This is a genomic window from Streptomyces sp. NPDC060002 (genome assembly GCF_042737245.1).
Lineage (GTDB): Bacteria > Actinomycetota > Actinomycetes > Streptomycetales > Streptomycetaceae > Streptomyces.
Genome location: NZ_JBHWUW010000077.1, coordinates 14,009 through 33,688 on the forward strand (window position 1 = coordinate 14,009; position 19,680 = coordinate 33,688).

The 19,680-nt window shown below is 71.8% G+C and carries 20 protein-coding genes and 1 pseudogene; 10 read left to right on the top strand and 11 right to left on the bottom strand.

The window, feature by feature from the left end:
- Window positions 1-240: 240 nt before the first annotated feature.
- Both ACFWBD_RS37975 and ACFWBD_RS37980 read right to left on the bottom strand, forming a co-directional pair.
- Window positions 241-870: a sigma-70 family RNA polymerase sigma factor gene (locus tag ACFWBD_RS37975; protein WP_385677601.1), complete on the bottom strand. Its 630-nt coding sequence runs from the start codon at window positions 868-870 to the stop codon at window positions 241-243.
- Window positions 871-1,063: 193 nt separating this feature from the next.
- Window positions 1,064-1,768 carry a hypothetical protein gene (locus ACFWBD_RS37980; protein WP_385677604.1) on the bottom strand — a complete coding sequence of 235 codons (705 nt, stop codon included), beginning with the start codon at window positions 1,766-1,768 and terminating at the stop codon, window positions 1,064-1,066.
- 210 nt (window positions 1,769-1,978) lie between these two features.
- On the opposite strand from ACFWBD_RS37980, the gene ACFWBD_RS37985 reads away from it, so the two are divergent.
- Window positions 1,979-2,590, top strand: a complete 612-nt coding sequence (locus tag ACFWBD_RS37985; RefSeq protein WP_385677607.1) for a LuxR C-terminal-related transcriptional regulator — start codon at window positions 1,979-1,981, stop codon at window positions 2,588-2,590.
- 195 nt (window positions 2,591-2,785) lie between these two features.
- Window positions 2,786-3,169, top strand: a complete 384-nt coding sequence (locus ACFWBD_RS37990; protein ID WP_385677610.1) for a hypothetical protein — start codon at window positions 2,786-2,788, stop codon at window positions 3,167-3,169.
- Between the two features lie 147 nt (window positions 3,170-3,316).
- Here the strand turns inward: ACFWBD_RS37990 and ACFWBD_RS37995 are convergent, their stop codons facing one another.
- The 4 genes from ACFWBD_RS37995 to ACFWBD_RS38010 all read right to left on the bottom strand — a co-directional run bounded on the left by ACFWBD_RS37995 (window position 3,317) and on the right by ACFWBD_RS38010 (window position 7,556).
- The gene (locus ACFWBD_RS37995; protein ID WP_385677613.1) at window positions 3,317-4,768 is read right to left on the bottom strand and encodes an ATP-binding protein; all 1,452 of its coding nucleotides are present in this window, start codon (window positions 4,766-4,768) and stop codon (window positions 3,317-3,319) included.
- 58 nt (window positions 4,769-4,826) lie between these two features.
- Window positions 4,827-5,552 (bottom strand): response regulator transcription factor, encoded by a 726-nt coding sequence (locus ACFWBD_RS38000; RefSeq protein WP_200839763.1) that lies wholly within the window; start codon window positions 5,550-5,552, stop codon window positions 4,827-4,829.
- A 229-nt stretch (window positions 5,553-5,781) separates the two neighbouring features.
- Complete coding sequence (locus tag ACFWBD_RS38005) at window positions 5,782-6,441, bottom strand: CE1759 family FMN reductase (RefSeq protein ID WP_385677616.1); 660 nt, start codon at window positions 6,439-6,441, stop codon at window positions 5,782-5,784.
- Window positions 6,438-7,556 (bottom strand): LLM class flavin-dependent oxidoreductase, encoded by a 1,119-nt coding sequence (locus ACFWBD_RS38010; protein ID WP_385677619.1) that lies wholly within the window; start codon window positions 7,554-7,556, stop codon window positions 6,438-6,440. Before ACFWBD_RS38010 ends, ACFWBD_RS38005 begins: the two co-directional genes overlap by 4 nt.
- Before the next feature lie 311 nt (window positions 7,557-7,867).
- Between ACFWBD_RS38010 and ACFWBD_RS38015 the strand changes: the two genes are divergently transcribed.
- On the top strand, window positions 7,868-8,665 hold the full coding sequence (locus tag ACFWBD_RS38015) for a DUF6597 domain-containing transcriptional factor (RefSeq protein WP_385677622.1): 798 nt from the start codon (window positions 7,868-7,870) through the stop codon (window positions 8,663-8,665).
- Between the two features lie 160 nt (window positions 8,666-8,825).
- Window positions 8,826-9,257: pseudogene (locus ACFWBD_RS38020) on the top strand (winged helix-turn-helix transcriptional regulator).
- 5 nt (window positions 9,258-9,262) lie between these two features.
- Here the strand turns inward: ACFWBD_RS38020 and ACFWBD_RS38025 are convergent.
- From ACFWBD_RS38025 to ACFWBD_RS38040, 4 genes are all read right to left on the bottom strand, one after another.
- Window positions 9,263-10,144 (bottom strand): TIGR03943 family putative permease subunit, encoded by an 882-nt coding sequence (locus tag ACFWBD_RS38025; RefSeq protein ID WP_385677625.1) that lies wholly within the window; start codon window positions 10,142-10,144, stop codon window positions 9,263-9,265.
- A complete protein-coding gene (locus ACFWBD_RS38030) occupies window positions 10,141-11,178 on the bottom strand; it encodes a permease (RefSeq protein ID WP_385677628.1) in 1,038 nt (345 codons plus the stop codon). Before ACFWBD_RS38030 ends, ACFWBD_RS38025 begins: the two co-directional genes overlap by 4 nt.
- A 7-nt stretch (window positions 11,179-11,185) precedes the next feature.
- Entirely contained in the window at window positions 11,186-11,659 is a 474-nt protein-coding gene (locus ACFWBD_RS38035; RefSeq protein ID WP_385677630.1) for a MarR family winged helix-turn-helix transcriptional regulator, read from the bottom strand.
- Window positions 11,660-11,727: 68 nt separating this feature from the next.
- Window positions 11,728-12,201, bottom strand: coding sequence for a hypothetical protein (locus tag ACFWBD_RS38040; RefSeq protein WP_385677632.1), 474 nt, complete (start codon window positions 12,199-12,201; stop codon window positions 11,728-11,730).
- Window positions 12,202-12,350: 149 nt separating this feature from the next.
- Here ACFWBD_RS38040 and ACFWBD_RS38045 point away from each other — a divergent pair, with 149 nt between their 5' ends.
- The 3 genes from ACFWBD_RS38045 to ACFWBD_RS38055 all read left to right on the top strand — a co-directional run bounded on the left by ACFWBD_RS38045 (window position 12,351) and on the right by ACFWBD_RS38055 (window position 14,823).
- Window positions 12,351-12,689 carry a YnfA family protein gene (locus ACFWBD_RS38045; RefSeq protein ID WP_385677635.1) on the top strand — a complete coding sequence of 113 codons (339 nt, stop codon included), beginning with the start codon at window positions 12,351-12,353 and terminating at the stop codon, window positions 12,687-12,689.
- Window positions 12,690-12,751: 62 nt separating this feature from the next.
- Window positions 12,752-13,528 carry an SDR family NAD(P)-dependent oxidoreductase gene (locus tag ACFWBD_RS38050; protein WP_385677658.1) on the top strand — a complete coding sequence of 259 codons (777 nt, stop codon included), beginning with the start codon at window positions 12,752-12,754 and terminating at the stop codon, window positions 13,526-13,528.
- Between the two features lie 38 nt (window positions 13,529-13,566).
- Window positions 13,567-14,823 (top strand): GNAT family N-acetyltransferase, encoded by a 1,257-nt coding sequence (locus tag ACFWBD_RS38055; RefSeq protein WP_385677638.1) that lies wholly within the window; start codon window positions 13,567-13,569, stop codon window positions 14,821-14,823.
- A gap of 91 nt (window positions 14,824-14,914) precedes the next feature.
- On the opposite strand, the gene ACFWBD_RS38060 is transcribed toward ACFWBD_RS38055, so the two are convergent.
- A complete protein-coding gene (locus ACFWBD_RS38060; RefSeq protein WP_385677641.1) occupies window positions 14,915-16,108 on the bottom strand; it encodes an RtcB family protein in 1,194 nt (397 codons plus the stop codon).
- Between the two features lie 203 nt (window positions 16,109-16,311).
- On the opposite strand from ACFWBD_RS38060, the gene ACFWBD_RS38065 reads away from it, so the two are divergent.
- The 3 genes from ACFWBD_RS38065 (at window position 16,312) to ACFWBD_RS38075 (ending at window position 19,643) form a co-directional block, all read left to right on the top strand.
- Window positions 16,312-17,145 (top strand): DUF3558 domain-containing protein, encoded by an 834-nt coding sequence (locus tag ACFWBD_RS38065; protein ID WP_385677644.1) that lies wholly within the window; start codon window positions 16,312-16,314, stop codon window positions 17,143-17,145.
- 118 nt (window positions 17,146-17,263) lie between these two features.
- Entirely contained in the window at window positions 17,264-18,238 is a 975-nt protein-coding gene (locus ACFWBD_RS38070; protein WP_385677647.1) for a DUF3558 domain-containing protein, read from the top strand.
- A gap of 76 nt (window positions 18,239-18,314) precedes the next feature.
- Window positions 18,315-19,643 (top strand): DUF2637 domain-containing protein, encoded by a 1,329-nt coding sequence (locus ACFWBD_RS38075; protein WP_385677649.1) that lies wholly within the window; start codon window positions 18,315-18,317, stop codon window positions 19,641-19,643.
- Window positions 19,644-19,680 lie beyond the last annotated feature (37 nt).

Genomic DNA, 19,680 nt, shown 5'->3' on the forward strand with positions numbered 1-19,680 from the left:
ACACCGTGAAGTTAGGCCTTCGAGTAACTGCCGTCAAGAAAGTGCACAACATTGACCCATGGCGCGGGCCACCGTCTCCAATGGAGCACGGTGACCCGCCCGGGTCGTCTCAGGGGCCGTAGGGGCCTCACGGGTCGTAGGGGGCCGGTCGTAGGGGGTCGGTCGTAGGGGGCCGGTCGTACGGGGCCGGTCGTAGGGGGCCGGTCGTAGGGGCCGGTCGTACGGGGCCGGTCGTACGGGTCAGGCCGCGAGGGTGGCGGCTTCGCCCGCCGGCTCCTCCTCCAGCAGGTCCGCCAAGGTCGCCCGAGCCCGCGCCACGCGCGAACGCACGGTGCCGACCGGGCAGTCGCTCGCCTCCGCCGCCTCCGCGTAGGGCAGGCCGGCCAGCTGTGTGAGGACGAACGCCTCCCGCCGCTCGGCCGGGAGCGAGGCAAGCAGGTCCAGCAGGACGACGCCGTCGTCGAAGCCCGGCAGGTCGCGCGGCTGAGCGCGCTCGGCGGCGAGCTGCCAGTCCGGTACGTCGGACAGCCGGGGCCGGGTGGCGGCGTACCGATAGCTGTCGATCACCGCCCGGCGGGCGATGGACAGCAGCCAGGAACGCGCCGAGGAGCGGCCCTCGAACCGGTGCAGGCTGCCGAGGGCACGCAGAAAGGTGTCCTGGGCGAGGTCGTCGACCGCCTGGGGATCGGCGCACAGATGGGAGACGTAGCGCAGGACGTCGCGGTGCAGAGCGCGCACGAAGCGCTCGACCGCGTCCGCGTCACCGGCCCGGGCGGCGAGCGCCCATGCGGTGATCGACTCGTCGAGTGCGGCCTGTGCTGTCGGCGCGGCCTGTGATGCCTGGGGCGCCTGGGGGGCAGACGTGATCACCTGGTGTCCTTCTCGGATCATCCACGAGGGCATGAGGGAGAAACGGCCTCACACCCGCCTGCGCGGGCGTACGGCCGTGGCCCGGAGCGCACAGGGGCAGCCCCGGGTCGCCTGCTGCCGGCCTGTCGTCGGACATCGCATGTCGGACATCACACGTCGGATGTCGCACCTTCGGATGTCACACCGTCGGATGTCAGACGGCGGCAGCGGCTCCCAGGGGCGGACCCCGAGTGGTGATCGCGTGGGTGAGAAGGAGCAGCCGGGGCGCTCGCGCCGAGCCACGGCGACGGAACCGGACACGCGGCCGGTCCGGGGTGGCGGGCAGGGCGAGCAGCAGCCGCAGCGGCGCGGCCAGCCGTCCGGCCAGCGCCCGCAGAATCCGGAACGCGGCCTTCTCGCCGTGCGCCAGCCAGAGCCCGCACAGCAGCGCGGCGAGCAGGTGGGCGGCGAGCATCCCCGACGAGGAGGAGCCGCCCTCTCCGGCGGCCTCCCCCATGTGACTCATGTGGCCCATGTGACTCATGTGGCCGATATGGCTCGCGTGGTCCATGTGGCCCATGTCCATGTCCATGGAGTCCATGCGCATCGAGCCCATGCCCATGCCCATGGCACCCATACCCGTGGACGCCATGCCACCGGACTCCGGCTGCCCGGCCAGCGAGAACGCCGAGTGCAGGGCCGTCTGGGCGGCGACCACGACCGTCACGATCAGCGGCAGCCCGCGCTCCCGGCCCGCCAGGCACCAGCCCGCGATCCCGGTGACGGCCACGCCCGCGGCCAGCGCCCACGCGGGCACCTCGGCCCCGGACATCATCACGTGGCCCAGGGCGGCGAGCAGCACGCAGACAGCCGCGAACAGCGCGGCCCGTAACGTGCGAGTACACCGCCCAGCAGTCATGGCGCCTCATCCTCGCATCCGGACACCGCCCGTCATACGGGGGTACGGAATTCACCCCGGTCCGGAACTCAATCCGCCCTGTATGACCTGCCTCACCCCGCCTCGGTTCCCCCGATGGTCCAGTCCACCGCGCAGGAGGCGCCCCCTGCGCCGACTCTGGGTGACGGGGCGTGTCTGTCGTGGCATGTCCATCGAGCAGCGGAGGTGCCGGTGAGCGGTTGCGCCGAACGCGTGCGGATCGCGGTCATCGGGGACTGCCCCGTCTTCCGGCACGGCATCTCGAACCTGATCGTCACCGCTCCCGACCTCCACCTGGTCGCGGCCGCACCGTCGATCGAGAGCGCGGACGGCAGCCTGCGCGGCGCGCAGGTCGTCCTGATGGACCTCCAGCAGTCCGCCCCGAGACTCGCCGCGACCGTGACGAAGCTGCGGCGGAGGGGGCATGCCGTCCTCGTGGTGTCGTCCTCACCGCACCTGGGCGCGGTCCAGGCGATCCAGGCGGGCGCGAGCGGCTATCTGAGCCGGCAGGCGGAGGCGACCGAAATGCTCACGGCGATTCGGACCGTGGGCTCCGGGCGCAGTTACGTCTCCGCGCCCGCCAGCCATCTGGTGGGGCCGTCCCCCCGTTTCACGGACCGGGAGCAGGAAATCCTGCGCCTTCTCGCCAACGGTTCGACGGACCACGAGATCGCCGCCGCATTGGGCATCAGCAAACACACCGTCCATTCGCATCTCGACCGAATCGGCGAGAAGACGGGATCCCGACGCCGTCCCGATCTGACGCGAATCGCCGTGGAACACGGACTCACCGGCCTGGAATAGAGCCCTCCGCAGGCTCCGCCGTGGGTAGTCCTACCCCGTGCGCCATGGGTAATTACCGCCCTTGACCTGCACGGATGGAGGCGCGATCTTGGGAGAGGATCACTTCACCGCGTCGGCCGGAACAGCGAACGGGCGTCGATGAACCGTGTTTCTCGGGAGCCTTTCGCAGGACGAACTGACGAGCTAGGAGAAGTTATGCGCAAGCGTTTCAAAGTTCTCGCCATCGCAGCGATACTCCCGCTAGCGGGCAGCGCTGCACTCGCCACGGCAGGCCAGGCAGGAGCTGACCCGAACAGCGGGACAGTGTTGGTCACCGGAAAGGTCGCCGACTGCGACAACGGAAACTCGCCCGTCGAGGTAAAGGTGGTCGCGGGCCAGGAGACGCGCACCGACGACAGCGCGGACGTGGAGGACTCGAGTACCTACTCGGTCACCTTCAAGAAGATCGACAAGGGGGCCGGCACGAAGGCAACGGCCACCGTGAGCTGCGAAGACGACACCTACAAGAAGAACTTCACGATCAAGCGCCCGCCCACCGTGGGTTCGACGACCCAGAAGATCAACCTCTCGCCTCCGTAGACCTCCGCACACTCCCGGCCGGGCCTCGCCCCCGCGAGGCCCGGCCGACGTGCGTCCGGAGTGCCCGTGGCCACGCCCGACGTGCGTCCGGAGTGCCCGTGGCCACGCCCGACGTGCGTCCGGAGTGCCCGTGGCACGAGGTGGCCCTCAGCCTCCGTCCTCCCCGGGCCCGTCCGGCAACCCGCCCCCCACCGTGAACCCGATCACCGAGCCGCCCCCCGCCCGCCGGAAGGCGAAGGGCGCGCCCCCGTGTGTCAGCGCCACCTCGCGGACGATCGACAAACCCAGCCCCGAGCCCGGCAGGGAGCGCGCGTCGGCGGCGCGGTAGAAGCGGTCGAAGACGCGGGTCAGGTCGGCCTCGGCGATACCCGGCCCGCGGTCGAGGACCTCGACGCGGACGACGCCCGGCCGGGACGGCCCGGTGACGGCGATCTCGACGGGCGCCCCGCCCTCGCGGTCGAACTTGGTCGCGTTCTCCACGAGGTTGGACACCGCCCGCTGGAGCATGCCCGGCCGCCCGTAGAGGGTGGTGTCACCGCTCGTCCGGATCAGGACCTGCCGCCCGGTGCGGCGCCGGGTGAGGCCCGCGACCTCCTCCGCGATGTCGGCGAGGTCCAGCCGCCGCGGCGGCTCGGTGTCGGACTGGCCGGCCGCGAGGTCGACGAGCTCGTTGACCAGGTCGGTCAGTTCCCGGGCCTCCTGGGTCAGGTCCGCCACCAGTTCGTCACGGGTGTCCGGCGGCAGTTCGTCGATGCGGCGCAGCAGCGAGATGTTCGTCCGCAGCGACGTCAGCGGCGTACGCAGTTCGTGCCCCGCGTCCTGGACCAGCCGCCGCTGGTCCTCCTCCGACTGGGCGAGCCGGCCGAGCATGCGGTCGAAGGCACGGCCCAGCCGGCCCACCTCGTCGTGACCGGTGACCGGCACCTGCACGCCGAGCCGGCGGGTGCGGGCGACGTCCTCGGCGGCGGTGGTGAGGATCACCAGGCGGTGGGTGATGCGCCGGGCCAGCCACCAGCCGAACAGCCCCGCGGCCGTCACCACCGCGATCATCAGGATCACGGTGCGCTGCTGGAGGGCCCGCAGCAGGTCCTCTGTGTCGCTGAACTCCTGCGCCACCTGCACCGCGCCCCGGCCGCCGCCCAGGGAGACGGTCGCGATGCGGTAGACGTCGCTGCCGACGTCGACGTCCTTGTGCTCGGTGATCCGCCCGGCCGCCGCGACCGCCGCGACCGTGCGGTCGGCGGACACGACGGGCAGTCCCGGGCTCCCGCTGTCCACGACCGAACCGTCCGCGCCCAGCACCTGCACGTCCGTGCGCGCCGGCCGCACGATGTCGTGCCCCGGCGCGGAAGAGGAGAAGTCCTCCGGCGCCATCCGGTGGTCGCGCACCTCGTCCCGCAGGTCCTGCACGACCTCGTCGAAGACCGACTCCTGGTCGACCCGGACCAGCCGGGCGGCCGCCGAGTACGACAGGACGCCGACGAGCACGGTGACCGCTGCCGTCACGGCCGCGAACGACACCGCGAAGGTGGTGCGCAGCGACACCAGCTTCGGCCGCGGCCGGGACAGCAGCCGACGCAGACGACCCGGACGACTCACTCGCGTCCTCGTCTCACTGTCTCCCTCGTCCCACTCGTCCCACTCGCGTCGCCGCCACTCAGTCCTCCCGCAGCACGTAACCCACACCGCGCACGGTGTGGATCAGCTGCGGGGCGCCGGGCTGGTCGAGCTTGCGGCGCAGATAGCCGACGTAGACGGCGAGGTTCTTGGAGCCGGGGCCGAAGTCGTAGCCCCAGATGCGGTCGTAGATCGTGGAGTGGTCCAGGACGATCCCGGCGTTGCGCGCCAGCAGTTCCAGCAGCTCGAACTCGGTCCGGGTCAGCTCCAGTTCGCGCCCGCCCCGCCACGCGCGCCGCGCCTGCGGGTCCATCCGCAGCCCGGCCGCCTCCACGTGCCGCTCCGTACCCCGCTTCGGGGCCTCGGGCACCGGCGCGGCGGCCTCGGGGGCGGCGTCGGGGTTGGTGCGGCGCAGCAGCGCCCGCAGCCGGGCGAAGACCTCCTCGACGTCGAACGGCTTGACGACGTAGTCGTCGGCGCCCGCGTCCAGACCGGCGATCCGGTCGGCGGTCTCCACCAGCGCGGTCAGCATCAGGATGGGCGTGCGGTCGCCCTCGGCGCGCAGCACCCGGCAGACCTGGAGGCCGTCGATGCCGGGCATCATCACGTCGAGGACGAGCACGTCCGGCGGGTTCTTGTGGGCGTGCGCCAGCGCCTCGACCCCGTCGGCGACCGCGGTCACCCGGTAGCCCTCCAGGGCCAGGGCCCGTTCCAGGGCGTTGCGGATGGCACGGTCGTCTTCGGCGAGCAGCACAGTGGGAGGCACCGGGCCAGTCTGCCAAGGCCTCCGGCGGTTGGGCGGTGGGGACGGTCGTACGATCACCCTTCTTACTGGGCTCTCACCGTTCGGGTGGGCGTACCTGGGGGTGGCATACCTGGGGGCTGCCGCCCCGGACCCCCGCTTCGACCTGGACGGCCTCGTCCTCGAACTCCCCCGGAGGGGGGGACCCCCGGACGGGCTGGTCTTGCCCGCCCGGGGGTCCCCAGGTCACCGGTCAGCGGGCGGACAGTGCTGCCAGCTGTTCGGCGAAGGGGACCACCGTGAACTCGCCCCCCTTGTCCTTCTTGTCCTCTTCCTTCTCGGCCTCTTCCTTCTCGGCCTCTTCCTTCTCGGCCTTCGCCTGCGTGGCGGGCGCGGACAGGCCCGTCATCAGCGTCGCCAGTTCGGCCGCCGCCCGTTCGATCCGCTCGGGCAGGCCCTCCGCGCCCCAGTCCTCCGAGGCGGCGTACACGGCGGTCGGGACGACCACGGCGCGGAGGTAGGAGAAGAGCGGCCGCAGGGCATGCTCCAGCACCAGTGAGTGGCGCGCGGAACCACCCGTGGCGGCGATCAGCACCGGCTTGCCCGCCGGCGCGTCCGGGTCGAGCACGTCGAAGAACGACTTGAACAGGCCGCTGTAGGACGCGGAGAACACCGGGGTGACGACGATCAGCCCGTCCGCCGCCGTCACCGCCGCCAGCGCGGCGGCCAGCTTCCGTCCGGGGAAGCCGTTGGTGAAGTTGTGGGCGATCTCGACGGCGAGGTCGCGCAGCTCCACGACCTCCACCTCGACCTCTGCCGAGGTCCGCCCGACGGTCGCGGCCGCCAGCCGGTCGGCCAGCAGCCGGGTCGAGGACGGGACGCTCAGCCCCGCCGAGACGACGACGAGCTTCATGCGACATCCACCCCTTCTCGGGAAGCCTGCGCCGCCCGCGCGGCCTGGGCCGCCTTGAGCAGCGACTCGTGGGTCGGCGCGTCCGGCACCCCGGCCGGCCGGCCGACGGCGAACTCCTTGCGCAGCACCGGCACGACCTCCTCGCCGAGCAGGTCGAGCTGCTCGAGCACGGTCTTCAGCGGCAGCCCCGCGTGGTCCAGGAGGAACAGCTGGCGCTGATAGTCGCCGGCGTACTCGCGGAACTTGAGCGTCTTCTCGATGACCTGCTCCGGCGTGCCGACGGTCAGCGGGGTCTGGTCGGTGAAGTCCTCCAGGGACGGCCCGTGACCGTAGACCGGCGCGTTGTCGAAGTACGGCCGGAACTCGCGCACCGCGTCCTGCGAGTTCTTCCGCATGAAGACCTGCCCGCCGAGCCCCACGACGGCCTGCTCGGGCGTGCCGTGCCCGTAGTGCGCGTACCGGGCGCGGAACAGCTCGATCATCCGCTTGGTGTGGTCGGCCGGCCAGAAGATGTTGTTGTGGAAGAAGCCGTCACCGTAGAACGCGGCCTGCTCGGCGATCTCGGGCGAGCGGATGGAGCCGTGCCAGACGAACGGCGGCACGTCGTCCAGCGGGCGGGGCGTGGAGGTGAAGCCCTGCAGGGCGGTACGGAACTTGCCCTCCCAGTCGACGACGTCCTCGCGCCACAGCCGGCGCAGCAGGGCGTAGTTCTCGATGGCGAGGTTGATGCCCTGCCGGATGTCCTGGCCGAACCAGGGGTAGACCGGGCCGGTGTTCCCGCGCCCCATCATGAGGTCGACGCGCCCGTCGGCCAGATGCTGGAGCATCGCGAAGTCCTCGGCGATCTTCACCGGGTCGTTGGTGGTGATGAGGGTGGTGGAGGTGGAGAGGACCAGCTTCTCCGTCCGCGCGGCTATGTAGCCGAGCATCGTCGTCGGGGACGAGGGCACGAACGGCGGATTGTGGTGCTCGCCGGTGGCGAAGACGTCGAGGCCGACCTCCTCTGCCTTCTGCGCGATGGCGACCATGGCCTTGATCCGCTCGCGCTCGGTCGGCGTACGGCCCGTGGTGGGGTCCGGCGTGACATCGCCGACGCTGAAGATCCCGAACTGCATGGTCGCTCAACCTCCAAAGTTGTTGACCGTTAAACTATACCGCCCTAACGGCATCCCTCCCTCCTCTATTCCGCCGCGCGGTCCCGCCCGCATCCCGCCGGCCGTCGCCGCCTCGCTCCGCCCGGCTGCGGCCGCCCCGCCCCGCCCGACGGCCACCGCCCCGTCGTCCCCGCCTGGCTGCCACCGCCCCGCCCCGCCCGACAGCCACCAGCCCGTCCCCGCCCGGCCGACAGCGCCCCGTCCCGCCCGACGGCCACCGCCTCGTCCGGCCGGCTGACACGACTGTCAGTAGCCCGTCCTACGATCCGGACATGGCCACCCGACGCCGTGACACCCGAGGCATCGTCGACGCCGCGGAGTTCCTCGCACGCGTGCGCTTCCGCCGCCCCGAACCGGCCCCGCCCCTGCGCCCCTACGTCGAGCACTACTGGCTGATCGACTGGGACCTGACCGAGCCGTACGTCTCCCACGTGGTCCCGCACCCCGCGGTCCACCTCGTCTTCCAGCGGCTCGAGGGGCAGGAACCCTTCGTCGAGATCGCCGGCGTCCAACAGGGCCTCTTCGCGCAGAAACTGGAGGGCCGGGGACGGGTGTGCGGCGTGAAGTTCCGCCCGGGTGGCTTCCGCCCCTTCGCCCCCGAGCACCCGGTCTCCCACTGGACGGGCCGCCGGGTCCACCTCACCGGCACCGACCCGGACCCGGTCCTCGCCCCGGCCGACGAGGGGGCCCGGGTGGCAGCCCTCGACGCACATCTCCTGGCGGCCCGCGTCCCCCGCCCGGACCCCCAGGCCGACCTCGCGATGACCCTCGTCGACCGCATCCGCACCGACCGCGCGATCCGCAGGGTGGCGGACCTCGCGAGCGACGAAGGGCTGTCGGTACGCCTGCTCCAGCGCCTGTTCGCCGCGTACGTCGGCGTGGGCCCCAAATGGGTGATCCTGCGCTACCGCATCCACGAGGCCCTGGAACGGGCGGAGGCCGAGGAGGCGGTGGACTGGGCGGCCGTGGCCGCCGACCTGGGCTACGCGGACCAGGCCCACCTGGTCCGCGACTTCACCGCGACGGTCGGAGTCCCCCCTGCCACCTACGCCAGACACCGCACCCCATGAGCGACCCCGGCCCCGCCTCGCGGGCGCGGCGGGGGGCGGGGCTCCGCCTCGCGGGCGCGGCGGGGCTCCGCCTCGCGGGCGTGTCTGCGGCTCCGCCGCGTGTCGCACATGGGCGGCAAGGCCTCCGCGGGAGCGGGTTCGGCTCCGCCGTGCGCCGCACGTGGGGGCCAGGTCTCGCGGGCGCGGCCACGCATGGCTCGACCCGCCTCGCGCGCGGGAGGCCAGCCGCGAGTACGACGCCTTCCTCCGCGGCTGCCCGGCCAACCAGCTCCTGGACCGCCTCAGCGACAAGTGGGTCAGCCTGGTCGTCTCGGCCCTCACCCCCGGCCCCCGGCGCTACAAGCGACCTGGCCCGCAGGATCGCCGGAGTCGGCCCCAAGATGCTCACCCAGACCCTGCGCCCCTGGAACGCGACGGCTTCCTGACCCGCACGGTCACCCCGTCCGTCCCCGTCCGCGTCGACTACGAACTGACCCCGCTCGGCAGCAACCCCGCGCTGCTGCTGACGGCCGTGAAGGACTGGGCGGAGATCCACTTCGACGAGGTCCAGGCGGCCCGCCTGCGCTACGACGCGGACCACACCGACGTCTGAGCGGTTCAGGAGCCGAGCGGCAGCGCGTCCATGTACGCGTTCGACGGCTTGCGCACCCGCTGGACTCCCCGCGCGTCCAAAGTCACCGCCGCCGACGAGGTGCCCAGCGTGCCGCTCCCCTGCCAGCTCCCGGTGACGTTCACCCAGGTGTCGGCCTTCGGCGCGGCGATCCCCTGGACCAGCACCTTCACGGACGACGCGTCCGCCGCACAGCAGCTGACGATGATCCGGGTGAGATACCAGCCGTCCTGCTTCGCCGGCGCCGGGCTGACGAACCCGGTCATCACGACCGTGCGGCCCCGGATGGCCCGTGACCGGTCCTGCTGCACCCGCTGTGTGAAGTCGGTGAGCGTGATCGGCAGCGGGGAGGTCGCGGGCAGCGCGTCGAAGGCGTCCTCCTGCACGGCGACGGCCTTCGCCGGTTCCCGGGAGGCCGTGTAGGAGCCGAGTGCGGGAGGCGCGTAGAAGAGCAGGCTCAGCACGGGCAGAAACAGCAGCCAGGCGACCCGCGGGACACCGGAGTGAGCGTGCCCGTGCCCCTCGTGCCCGTGCCCCTCGTGCCCGTGCCCCGGCCCGCCAGGCCCCTCGTTTCCGTGCGCCTGCCTGCCAACCCGCTGCTCACCGCGCCCCTGACGCCCGCGCCCCGACTCGGCACGCCCCTGACGCCCGCGCCCCTGCTCGGCATGCCCCGGCTCGCCGTGTCCCTCCTCCGGCGGGGCGGCCCACGCCTCCGCCACGCCCAGCACCACCAGCAGCACCCCGGAGGCGACCAGCAGCGGCCGCATCCCCTCCTTGACGTACCGCAGGTACTCGTCCGTGAACAGCGAGGTGTGCAACAACCCCAGACCGGCCAGCGCCAGCAGCCCCACCTGCACGAACCGCCTCACAGCAGCACCCCTCCGATCACCGCGCTGCACACCACGGCGACCACCGCCGTGGCCGCCGAGAACCGCACCGCGAAGGCCCGTCCGAACGTGCCCGCCTGAAGCGCGATCAATTTCAGATCGACCATCGGCCCCACCACCATGAACGCGAGCCGCGCGACCGGCGAGAACCCGGTCAGCGAGGCCGCGACGAACGCGTCCGCCTCGCTGCACACCGCCAGCACGATCGCCAGCGCCGCCAGGAACAGCACCGACAGCCACGGCGAACCCGCGAAGGTGTCCAGCAGCGTGCGCGGCACCGCCACATTGAACGTCGCCGCCGCCATCGCCCCCACCACCAGAAAACCCCCCGCGTGCAGGAAGTCGTGCTGGAAACCACGCCGGAACTCGGTGAAACGACTGCGCCCCGGCACATGCCCGGTGTGCCGGACGACAGCGGGCTTCAACCACTCCTCGCGCCCCAGCCAGAGCCACAGCCAGCCCATCGCGGCGGCGGTGACCAGCGAGGCGAGCAGCCGGGCGACGACGATCTCCGGGTCGCCCGGGAACGCGACGGCCGTGGCGGTCAGCACCACCGGGTTCACGGCGGGCGCCGACAGCAGGAACGCGAACGCGGCGGCCGGTGTGACCCCCCGCCCGATCAGACTGTTCGCCACCGGCACCGACGCGCACTCGCACCCCGGCAGCACCACGCCCGCCATCCCCGCGACCGGCACGGCCAGCGCGGCCCGCTTCGGCAGCAGCCTGCTGAAGACCCGCGCCGGCACGAACGCGTTGATCGCCCCCGACAGAGCCGTGCCCAGCAGCAGGAACGGCAGCGCCTGCACGGTCACGGCCAGACCCACCGTCCGCCACGCCTGCATCGCCGGCTCGTCCAACGACCGCCCGACGAGCACCAGCAGCACACCCGGCACCACCGCCGCGCCCAGCAGCAACAGCGGCCAGTGCCGCGGCAGCGCAGCACGTACGGAGTGGTCGTCCGCCCCCCGCGCTTCCCCGGCCGCCACCGCGGACGGCCGTATGTCCGTCTCCTGCATCCCGCCGCTAGACCCGGCCTTCCCGCAACCGTGCGACCTGCTCCGCGCCGAACTCCACCGTGCGCCGCATATGCCGCACGATCACCGCGAGTTCGTCGTCCCCCAGGTCCTCGAAGAGCGGCATGCAGTCGCCGCCCAGCCGCTCCCACATCCGCGTGAACTCCGCGATCCGCTCCGGCACCGTCACCACGAGGACCCGCCGCCGGTCGGCCGCGTCCCGCTCCCGGACGACGTAACCCGCCTTCTCCAGCCGGTCCACCAGCCGCGTCGCCGACCCGGTGGTCAGTCCCGTCAGCTCGGCGACCCGGCCCGTCGTCACCGGCTCCCGCTCCAGCATCAGCAGGTTCAGACACTGGAGATCCGTGGGATGCAGCCCGAGGCGGTCGGCGAGAGCCTGGTTGAACAGGGCGTACGCGGCCGCGTACCGACGCGACACGACGGCCAGCTCGTCCAGCAGCCGCGAGCGCACGTTCCCGGACATCGCATCCCTTCGTCGGCACCGCCGTCAGCGCCGTCCGCAGATCGTACGACGCTCCGCTCCCGCGAACGTCAGAAGAAGTACGCGTCCCCGGTGTCCAGGACCAGCACCTGCTGCCGGTCGTTGGACCGGTTACGGTCCACCGAACCGCCGCCCCACAGTGTGTCGACGGCCATCGTCACCTCCGTCGGCCGTCCCCGCAGCCACACCCGCAACGCGATCCGCTCCCCCAGCCCGTCCGCGGCCAGCGCCCCCGTCCGGCACACCACCTCCTGGCGGCCCGTCCGCGCGCAGCCGGCCGGCAGCCGCTGCGCCCCGGCCGCCAACGGCACCGACCAGCGCAGCCGCACCGTCGAGTCGGAGACGTCCCCCGGACCGTGATTGCGCGGGGTCAGCCGGACGTCGACCCGGCCGCCGTGCATGACGGCGGAGCCGTGGTACGACAGGTCTGCCTCGGTCGCCTCCCCCGCCGCCCGGGCGGGCGCGACTCCCGTCCCCACCGCCAGCACCGCACCCCACACCGCGAGACCCCGCATCCAGCGCATGCCACCACTCCTCGATTCGTCGATCGGAACCCGCCCGGATCCGAAGGGCCGGATCCGAAGGGCCGGGTACGAAGGGGATGTATCCCACGCCAGGCGCCCGGCAGGCGCCCTCCAACAGGTGACAGCACCCGCCGTGCCAAGCTGCGGCCATGCTCATCCTCCGGTCGGCCGCTCTGTTCGTCGTCGCCGCGCTCTTCGAGATCGGCGGCGCCTGGCTGGTCTGGCAGGGCGTACGCGAGCACCGGGGATGGCTGTGGGCGGCCGGCGGTGTCCTCGCCCTCGGCGCGTACGGCTTCGTCGCCACCTTCCAGCCCGACGCCCACTTCGGCCGGATCCTCGCCGCGTACGGCGGCGTCTTCGTCGCCGGCTCCCTGCTCTGGGGCGCGGTCGCCGACGGCTACCGCCCCGACCGCTGGGACGTGACGGGCGCCCTGGTCTGCCTCGCCGGGATGGCCGTGATCATGTGGGCCCCGAGGAACGGCGGCTGACCCCGATACCCTGGGCGGCAGCTGATCGTATGAAGAACACCCCCGTGCACGAGGAGCAGCCCATGGCCACCGCCGCCCCGTCCGCCGCCTCCCGCATCGCCGTCGTCACCGGTGCGAGCAGCGGAATCGGCGCCGCCACCGCCCGGCAGCTCGCCGCGGCCGGCTACCGGGTCGTCCTGACCGCCCGCCGCAAGGACCGCATCGAGGCACTGGCCGAGGAGATCTCCCGCACGGGCGGCTCCGCGACGGCCTACCCGCTGGACGTCACGGACCGAGCGGCGGTCGACGAGTTCGCCGGCGCCTTCAAGACGATCGGCGTCCTCGTCAACAACGCGGGCGGCGCGCTCGGCGCCGACCCCGTCGCCACCGGTGACCCGGCCGACTGGCGCACGATGTACGAGACGAACGTCCTCGGCACCCTCAACGTCACCCAGGCCCTGCTCCCCAAGCTGGTGGCGAGCGGCGACGGAACGGTCGTGGTGGTGTCCTCGACCGCCGGTCACGGGACGTACGAGGGCGGCGGCGGCTATGTCGCCGCCAAGCACGGCGCCCACGTCCTCGCCGAGACCCTCCGCCTGGAGATCGTCGGCCTGCCGGTCCGCGTCATCGAGATCGCCCCCGGCATGGTCAGGACCGACGAGTTCGCCCTCACCCGCTTCGGCGGCGACGAGGACAGGGCCGCCAAGGTCTACGAGGGCGTCGCCGAACCCCTCACCGCCACCGACGTGGCCGAGACGATCACCTGGGCGGTCACCCGCCCCAGCCACGTCAACGTCGACCTCCTCGTACTGCGCCCCCGCGCCCAGGCGTCCAACACCAAGGTCCACCGGGAACGGTGACGGCCGGGTGACGGCCACCGCGCCATAGGGTCTTCGACGTGGACAGACACATACCGTTCGAGGCACTGCACAACTTCCGCGACCTGGGCGGATACCCGACCGGCAGCGGCCACCGGGTCCGCGCGGGCCGGCTGTTCCGCGCGGACTCGCTCGGCAAGCTGAGACCGGACACCCCGGACTGGGACCGCTTCCTCGCGCTGGGCGTCGGCACGGTCATCGACCTCCGTCACCCGTGGGAGGCGGAGGCGAGAGGCCGGGTCCCGGAGCACTCCTCCTTCGCCTACCGCAACCTCAGCATCGAGCACCGCCCCTACGACCAGGCGGCGCTGACCCCGGACGTGGACCCAGGCCCCTACCTCTCCGCCCGCTTCATGGAGGTGGCCGAGGACGGCACCAAGGAGATCGCGGCGGCCCTGGAGCTGGTGGCGGAGGCGGAGCGGGGACTGGTCTTCCACTGCGCCTCGGGCAAGGACCGCACCGGACAGCTGGCCGCCCTGGTCCTGGGCCTGCTGGGCGTCCCGGACGAGGTGATCATCGAGGACTTCTCCCTGACGGAACTGGCGACCCCGGCCCTGCTCGCCGACTGGCGCGCGAGAAACGACGGCCGCTCCCCGGCATGGCCGGCCTTCGGCCGGGCCCCCGAGTCGGTGATGCGCCTGTTCCTCACGGCCCTGCGAGCCCGCTACGGCTCGGTCGAGGCCTATGTCACGGACGCCCTGGGCATGAACGCGCAGGCCCTGTCGGCGACCCTGCGCACCCGCCTGCTGGAGCCCGCCCCCACCGTCTGGCCTGAGTTGACCCACCGCAGGGCGCAGCCCCAGGACGCGCCCCTCCTGGTCCGTCTGCGCGACACGGCGGCCCTGTGGCAACTGGCCCGGGGCATCGAGCAGTGGCAGCCCGGCGAGAAGACCGAGGCCCACTTCGTCGACCGGATGCGCGAGGGCGAGGTCTGGCTGGCGTACGCGGACGGCTCGCTCGTCGGCGCCTGGGAACTCTGGTGGGACGATCCGGCCGCCTGGGGCCCCCGCCCGCCCGAGGCCGGCTACGTCCACCGCCTGATGACGACCCCGCACACCGCCCCACCGGGCGCGGGCCGCAGGATGCTGGCCCAGGCCGAGTCCCGCATCACCGCGGCCGGCCGCCCCTACGCCCGCCTCGACTGCCTCTCCACCAACCCCCGCCTGCGCGCGTACTACGAGTCCGCGGGCTACACGGTCGTCGGCGAACAACACGCGAAACAGGGCGGCACGGGAAGCCCCTACGCGGTAACCCTGCTGGAGAAGCGGCTCAGCTGAGGGACAGACGTGTGGGGGCCCGAGCCGAACCGCGAACCGGCTCGGGCCCCCACCCCGCGAACTTCATCCGCGGGCCCGCGGTGGCAGGGCGTCAGCCCTTCACGCAGATGAACTGCTTAAGCTTCGCCACCACCTCGACCAGGTCCCGCTGCTGATCCATCACCTGGTCGATGTTCTTGTAGGCGCCCGGAATCTCATCGAGCACTCCGGAGTCCTTGCGGCACTCCACGCCCCGCGTCTGCTCCTCCAGATCCCGCACCGTGAAACGCCGCTTCGCCGCGTTCCGGCTCATACGCCGACCCGCTCCGTGCGAAGCCGAGTTGAACGCCTTCTCGTTGCCGAGGCCCTTCACGATGTACGAGCTGGTGCCCATCGAGCCGGGGATGATCCCGTACTCACCGGAACCGGCGCGAATCGCGCCCTTGCGCGTGACCAGGAGGTCCATGCCCTCGTACCGCTCCTCCGCCACGTAGTTGTGGTGGCAGGAGATCTCGGTCTCGAAGGTCGGCCTGGCCTTCTTGAACTCCTTGAGGACAACGTCCTTCAACAGCGCCATCATGATCGCCCTGTTGTACTTCGCGTACTCCTGAGCCCAGTACAGATCGTTCCTGTACGCGGCCATCTGCGGAGTGTCCGACACGAAGACCGCCAGGTCGCGGTCGACGAGGCCCTGGTTGTGCGGGAGTTTCTGGGCGATACCGATGTGATGCTCGGCCAGCTCCTTGCCGATGTTCCGCGAACCGGAGTGCAGCATGAGCCAGACCGAATCTGACTGATCGAGGCAAACTTCGATCATGTGGTTTCCGCTTCCGAGCGTTCCCATCTGCTTTCCCGCACGCTCCTCACGGAACTTCACCGCCTCCGCGACCCCGTCGAACCGCCCCCAGAAGTCGTCCCACCCCGCGGTGGCGAATCCGTGGAACCGGCCGGGCTCGACCGCCGTGTCGTGCATCCCGCGGCCCACCGGGATCGCCTGCTCGATCTTCGAGCGGAGCCGGGAGAGATCGCCGGGGAGGTCGTTCGCCGTCAGGGAGGTCCGGACCGCGGACATCCCGCACCCGATGTCGACCCCCACCGCCGCGGGACAGACGGCGCCCTGCATCGCGATGACCGAGCCGACCGTCGCGCCCTTGCCGTAGTGGACGTCCGGCATGACCGCCAGTCCCTTGATCCACGGCAGGGCCGACACGTTCCGCAGCTGCTGGAGCGCCCCCTCCTCGACCGACGCGGGGTCGGTCCACATACGGATGGGTACCTTCGCGCCCGGCATTTCCACGTACGACATATCGTCCTCATTCCCCCGGAGTAAATACAAAAGCCTTTCATCGCAAAACTGGTGCCAAGGCCAACGAAAAGGACAGCGGACCGGCATCCACAGCTCCACGTGCGATACACATTGTCTCCAGGGGCCGCCCCCGTCCGGCAAGCGAATAACCAGCGGGGACACCGGGCCACCCACATCACCTGACCTGTCGAGAGGAGCCGACCGTGCAGCGGAAGGCATACGTACCCGGCGTCGTCGCGCTCCTCGCGGCACTGCTGGCCGGCTGCACCGGCGGTTCGGACGAGGGCGGTTCGACGGACAACTCCAACCCGGGCGAGGCGGGGACGGCCACCGCCGTCGCGCAGCCCGGCAGGTACGCCACGCTCCCCGAGGCCTGCGGTGTGGTGAGCGCGTCCACCCTCGACTCGCTCCTCCCCGGCATCATGCAGCTCGCCGACGAGGCGCAGCGCGACACGGCCTACGCGGGTGAGGCGACGCAGACGTTCGACACGGACCGCAAGGTGGGCTGCCGTTGGAAGGTGGAGTCGACGGACGCCACCGACCATCTCCTCGTCGACTTCGAGCGGGTCGTCTCGTACGACAACGCCGTGAGCGACGACAACCAGGCCGAGGCGCTCTTCGCGCAGAAGGTGACCGCGGCCGACCTCCCCGCACCCGCCGTCTCCACCACCACCGGGGCGGCGACCGGCTCCCCCTCCACGAGCCCGAGCGCCTCCCCCTCGACGACGACCTCGCCCTCCGTCGGCGCCTCCTCGTCGGCCTCGCCCTCGGCCTCCTCCACCGTTCCCCCCGCCGAGCTCCAGCCCCGTCTCCTGGAGGACCTGGGTGACGAGGCGTTCGTCGACGACGCGCTCAGCAGCTCCGGTTCGACGGCCAAGCAGCGCACGGTGACTGTGGCGTTCCGCACGTCCAACGTCATGGTGACCATCGAGTACGAGGAGCAGCCGGCGACCGTCGGCACCGTGCCGGACAGCGAGGAAATGCAGGACAAGGCCCGGAAACTGGCCGCGCAACTGGCCGACTCACTGGCCGGCTGAGGGCACTTCGGCCCGGTTCGGGCCCCGCCCGCAAAGCCCTCGAAGCGGAACCGCACAGCTTCTTCACCGACTACGGTGGCCCCTCGGACCCGATCCGACCGCAGGAACCACGAGCGTCATGAGTGAAGGAACCATGCAGCGACGAGCCCAGCGAGACGGCCAGTTTGACCAGCGCGAGCAGCGTGCCGAGCGAGTGAACCGGTCCGGAGGGCTGAACCGCCTCCTGGCCGCGGCGGTCGCCGTCCCGGTGATGCTGGTCGCCGCGGGCTGCTCCTCGGACTCCGGCTCGGGCGACGACGCGAAGGACGCCGGCGCCTCCACCGGTTCCGGCACCGACTCCGCGACGAGCGCCGCGCCGACCGTGCAGGCGGCGGCGTACAGGACGCTGCCCGAGGCGTGTGCGGCGGTGTCGAAGAAGACGCTGACGGAGCTGGTGCCGAAGGGCGCGACCTCGGGCAAGGAGGGGACGTCCAGCGACACCGCGGCCCGGGCCAGTTGTTCCTGGTCCAGCCTGGCCAACAACGGTGTGAAGGGCTCCCAGTTCCGCTGGCTGAACGTTTCGCTGCTGCGCTTCGAGTCGGACGCGACGACCGGTGACGGCGAGTCGCAGGCGAAGACGTACTACGCGAAGCAGGTCAAGGACGCCCAGGCGGTGTCGGGCGCGAAGAACGTCAAGTCGGCGCCGGTGACCGCGACGGGTGACGAGGCGACGTCGGTGCGCTACGACCTGAAGAAGTCGGAGGGCGCCTTCAAGCAGCAGACGGTCGTGGTCCGCGTCGAGAACGTCGTGCTCACGCTCGACTACAACGGTGCCGGTCTGGCGGGCGACAAGGCGCCGAGCGTGGAGACCCTGACGAAGGCGGCGGAGAAGGCGGCCAAGGAGGCGGTGGCCTCGGTGCGGTCGGCCAACGGCGAGGGCGCCGACGGCGGTTCGGACAGCTCGACCAAGAGCCCGTCGAGCCCGTCCCCGTCCAAGTCGGCCTCCTCCGCCCCGCAGGCGACGCCCTCCAAGTCCTCGTCGGCGACCCCGAAGGCGACGGCCTCCAAGGCGGCCGCGGCGGCCCCGAAGGCGTCCGCCTCCGCGAAGAGCTGACGGACCGGCAACACGTGCGCCGCACACATGTGCCACCCTGTTGCGCGCAAGAGCACGCAAGGGGAGGGGAGTACGGGTGGCCGAGCGAATACAGCTGACCCGGACGCATCGCGTTCTCATCGGCGTGGTCGTGACCGGCGCTGTGATCATCGCCGGCATCGGCTTCGCCGGTTCGTACGCGGCCGTCCGGGAGCTGGCCCTCGAGAAGGGCTTCGGAAACTTCTCGTATGTGTTCCCGATCGGTATCGACGCGGGTATCTGCGTCCTGCTGGCCCTGGACCTGCTGCTGACCTGGATCCGCATCCCCTTCCCACTGCTGCGGCAGACGGCGTGGCTGCTGACGGCGGCGACGATCGCCTTCAACGGCGCGGCGGCCTGGCCCGACCCGCTGGGCACGGGTATGCACGCGGTGATCCCGATCCTGTTCGTGGTGTCCGTCGAGGCGGCCCGGCACGCGATCGGCCGGATCGCGGACATCACGGCGGACAAGCACATGGAGGGCGTGCGCCTCACGCGCTGGCTGCTCTCCCCGCTGCCCACCTTCCTGCTCTGGCGCCGGATGAAGCTGTGGGAGCTGCGCTCCTACGAGCAGGTGATCAAGCTGGAGCAGGAACGTCTCGTCTACCAGGCGAGGCTGCGTTCCCGCTTCGGCCGCGCCTGGCGCCGCAAGGCCCCGGTGGAGTCGCTGATGCCGCTGCGGCTGGCCCGCTACGGCGTTCCGCTGGCGGAGACCGCCCCGGCGGGCCTGGCGGCGGCGGGCATAGAGCCGGCCGTGCTCCCTCCGGCGCCGCTGCCGGCCGCCGCGCCGGCGCAGGAGCTGCCGGCGGCCGCCCCGGTCGACGCGGGCGTCCGGGCCGTCGAGGCGGCTCCCGCGCCCCAGCAGGCACAGCAGGCACAGCAGGCGCAACAGACACCGCAGGGCCGGCAGGTCGGCTATGCGCCCGCCCCCGCGCCGACGCAGGAGGAGTCGAGCCCGTGGTTCCAGGCGCCGCCCGAGATCGCGTACCAGGGGGGCTACGACCCCACGTACGACCCCTCGGAGCAGTACGCCCAGTGGTACGAGGAGCAGCAGCAGGCCGAGCAGTACCAGGACCAGTACCAGCTGGAGCCTCCGGCGCAGGAGCCCTCTCCGGAGGAGACCGGTTCGTTCCCCATCCCGGTGGGTCCGAACCGCAGCCGCGAGCTCGGTGAGGGCGGCGGCACGCCGCTGATCGAGCCGGACGAGGAGTCGTACTACCAGGTGTTCCGTCAGTCGATAGACGGCAGCTTCCCCACGCCCGGTGTCCTCGGCGACAACATTCAGGCGACCTACGGCACGACCATGAGCCCCAGCGCCCTGAAGACCCTCACGGAACGCTTCCAGCACCGCTTCAACGCGGAACTGGAGGAGGACCACATCGCGTGACCCGCGCATACGAGGAGGGGGCGCCCGGTGTTGCACC

Bases quoted from the DNA above. Each gene is read 5' to 3' on its own strand.
- ACFWBD_RS37980 (WP_385677604.1), bottom strand. From the start codon at position 1,768: ATGACTGCTGGGCGGTGTACTCGCACGTTACGGGCCGCGCTGTTCGCG.
- ACFWBD_RS37990 (WP_385677610.1), top strand. From the start codon at position 2,786: ATGCGCAAGCGTTTCAAAGTTCTCGCCATCGCAGCGATACTCCCGCTA.
- ACFWBD_RS38005 (WP_385677616.1), bottom strand. From the start codon at position 6,441: ATGAAGCTCGTCGTCGTCTCGGCGGGGCTGAGCGTCCCGTCCTCGACC.
- ACFWBD_RS38010 (WP_385677619.1), bottom strand. From the start codon at position 7,556: ATGCAGTTCGGGATCTTCAGCGTCGGCGATGTCACGCCGGACCCCACC.
- ACFWBD_RS38015 (WP_385677622.1), top strand. From the start codon at position 7,868: ATGGCCACCCGACGCCGTGACACCCGAGGCATCGTCGACGCCGCGGAG.
- ACFWBD_RS38030 (WP_385677628.1), bottom strand. From the start codon at position 11,178: ATGCAGGAGACGGACATACGGCCGTCCGCGGTGGCGGCCGGGGAAGCG.
- ACFWBD_RS38035 (WP_385677630.1), bottom strand. From the start codon at position 11,659: ATGTCCGGGAACGTGCGCTCGCGGCTGCTGGACGAGCTGGCCGTCGTG.
- ACFWBD_RS38040 (WP_385677632.1), bottom strand. From the start codon at position 12,201: ATGCGCTGGATGCGGGGTCTCGCGGTGTGGGGTGCGGTGCTGGCGGTG.
- ACFWBD_RS38045 (WP_385677635.1), top strand. From the start codon at position 12,351: ATGCTCATCCTCCGGTCGGCCGCTCTGTTCGTCGTCGCCGCGCTCTTC.
- ACFWBD_RS38050 (WP_385677658.1), top strand. From the start codon at position 12,752: ATGGCCACCGCCGCCCCGTCCGCCGCCTCCCGCATCGCCGTCGTCACC.
- ACFWBD_RS38060 (WP_385677641.1), bottom strand. From the start codon at position 16,108: ATGTCGTACGTGGAAATGCCGGGCGCGAAGGTACCCATCCGTATGTGG.
- ACFWBD_RS38070 (WP_385677647.1), top strand. From the start codon at position 17,264: ATGAGTGAAGGAACCATGCAGCGACGAGCCCAGCGAGACGGCCAGTTT.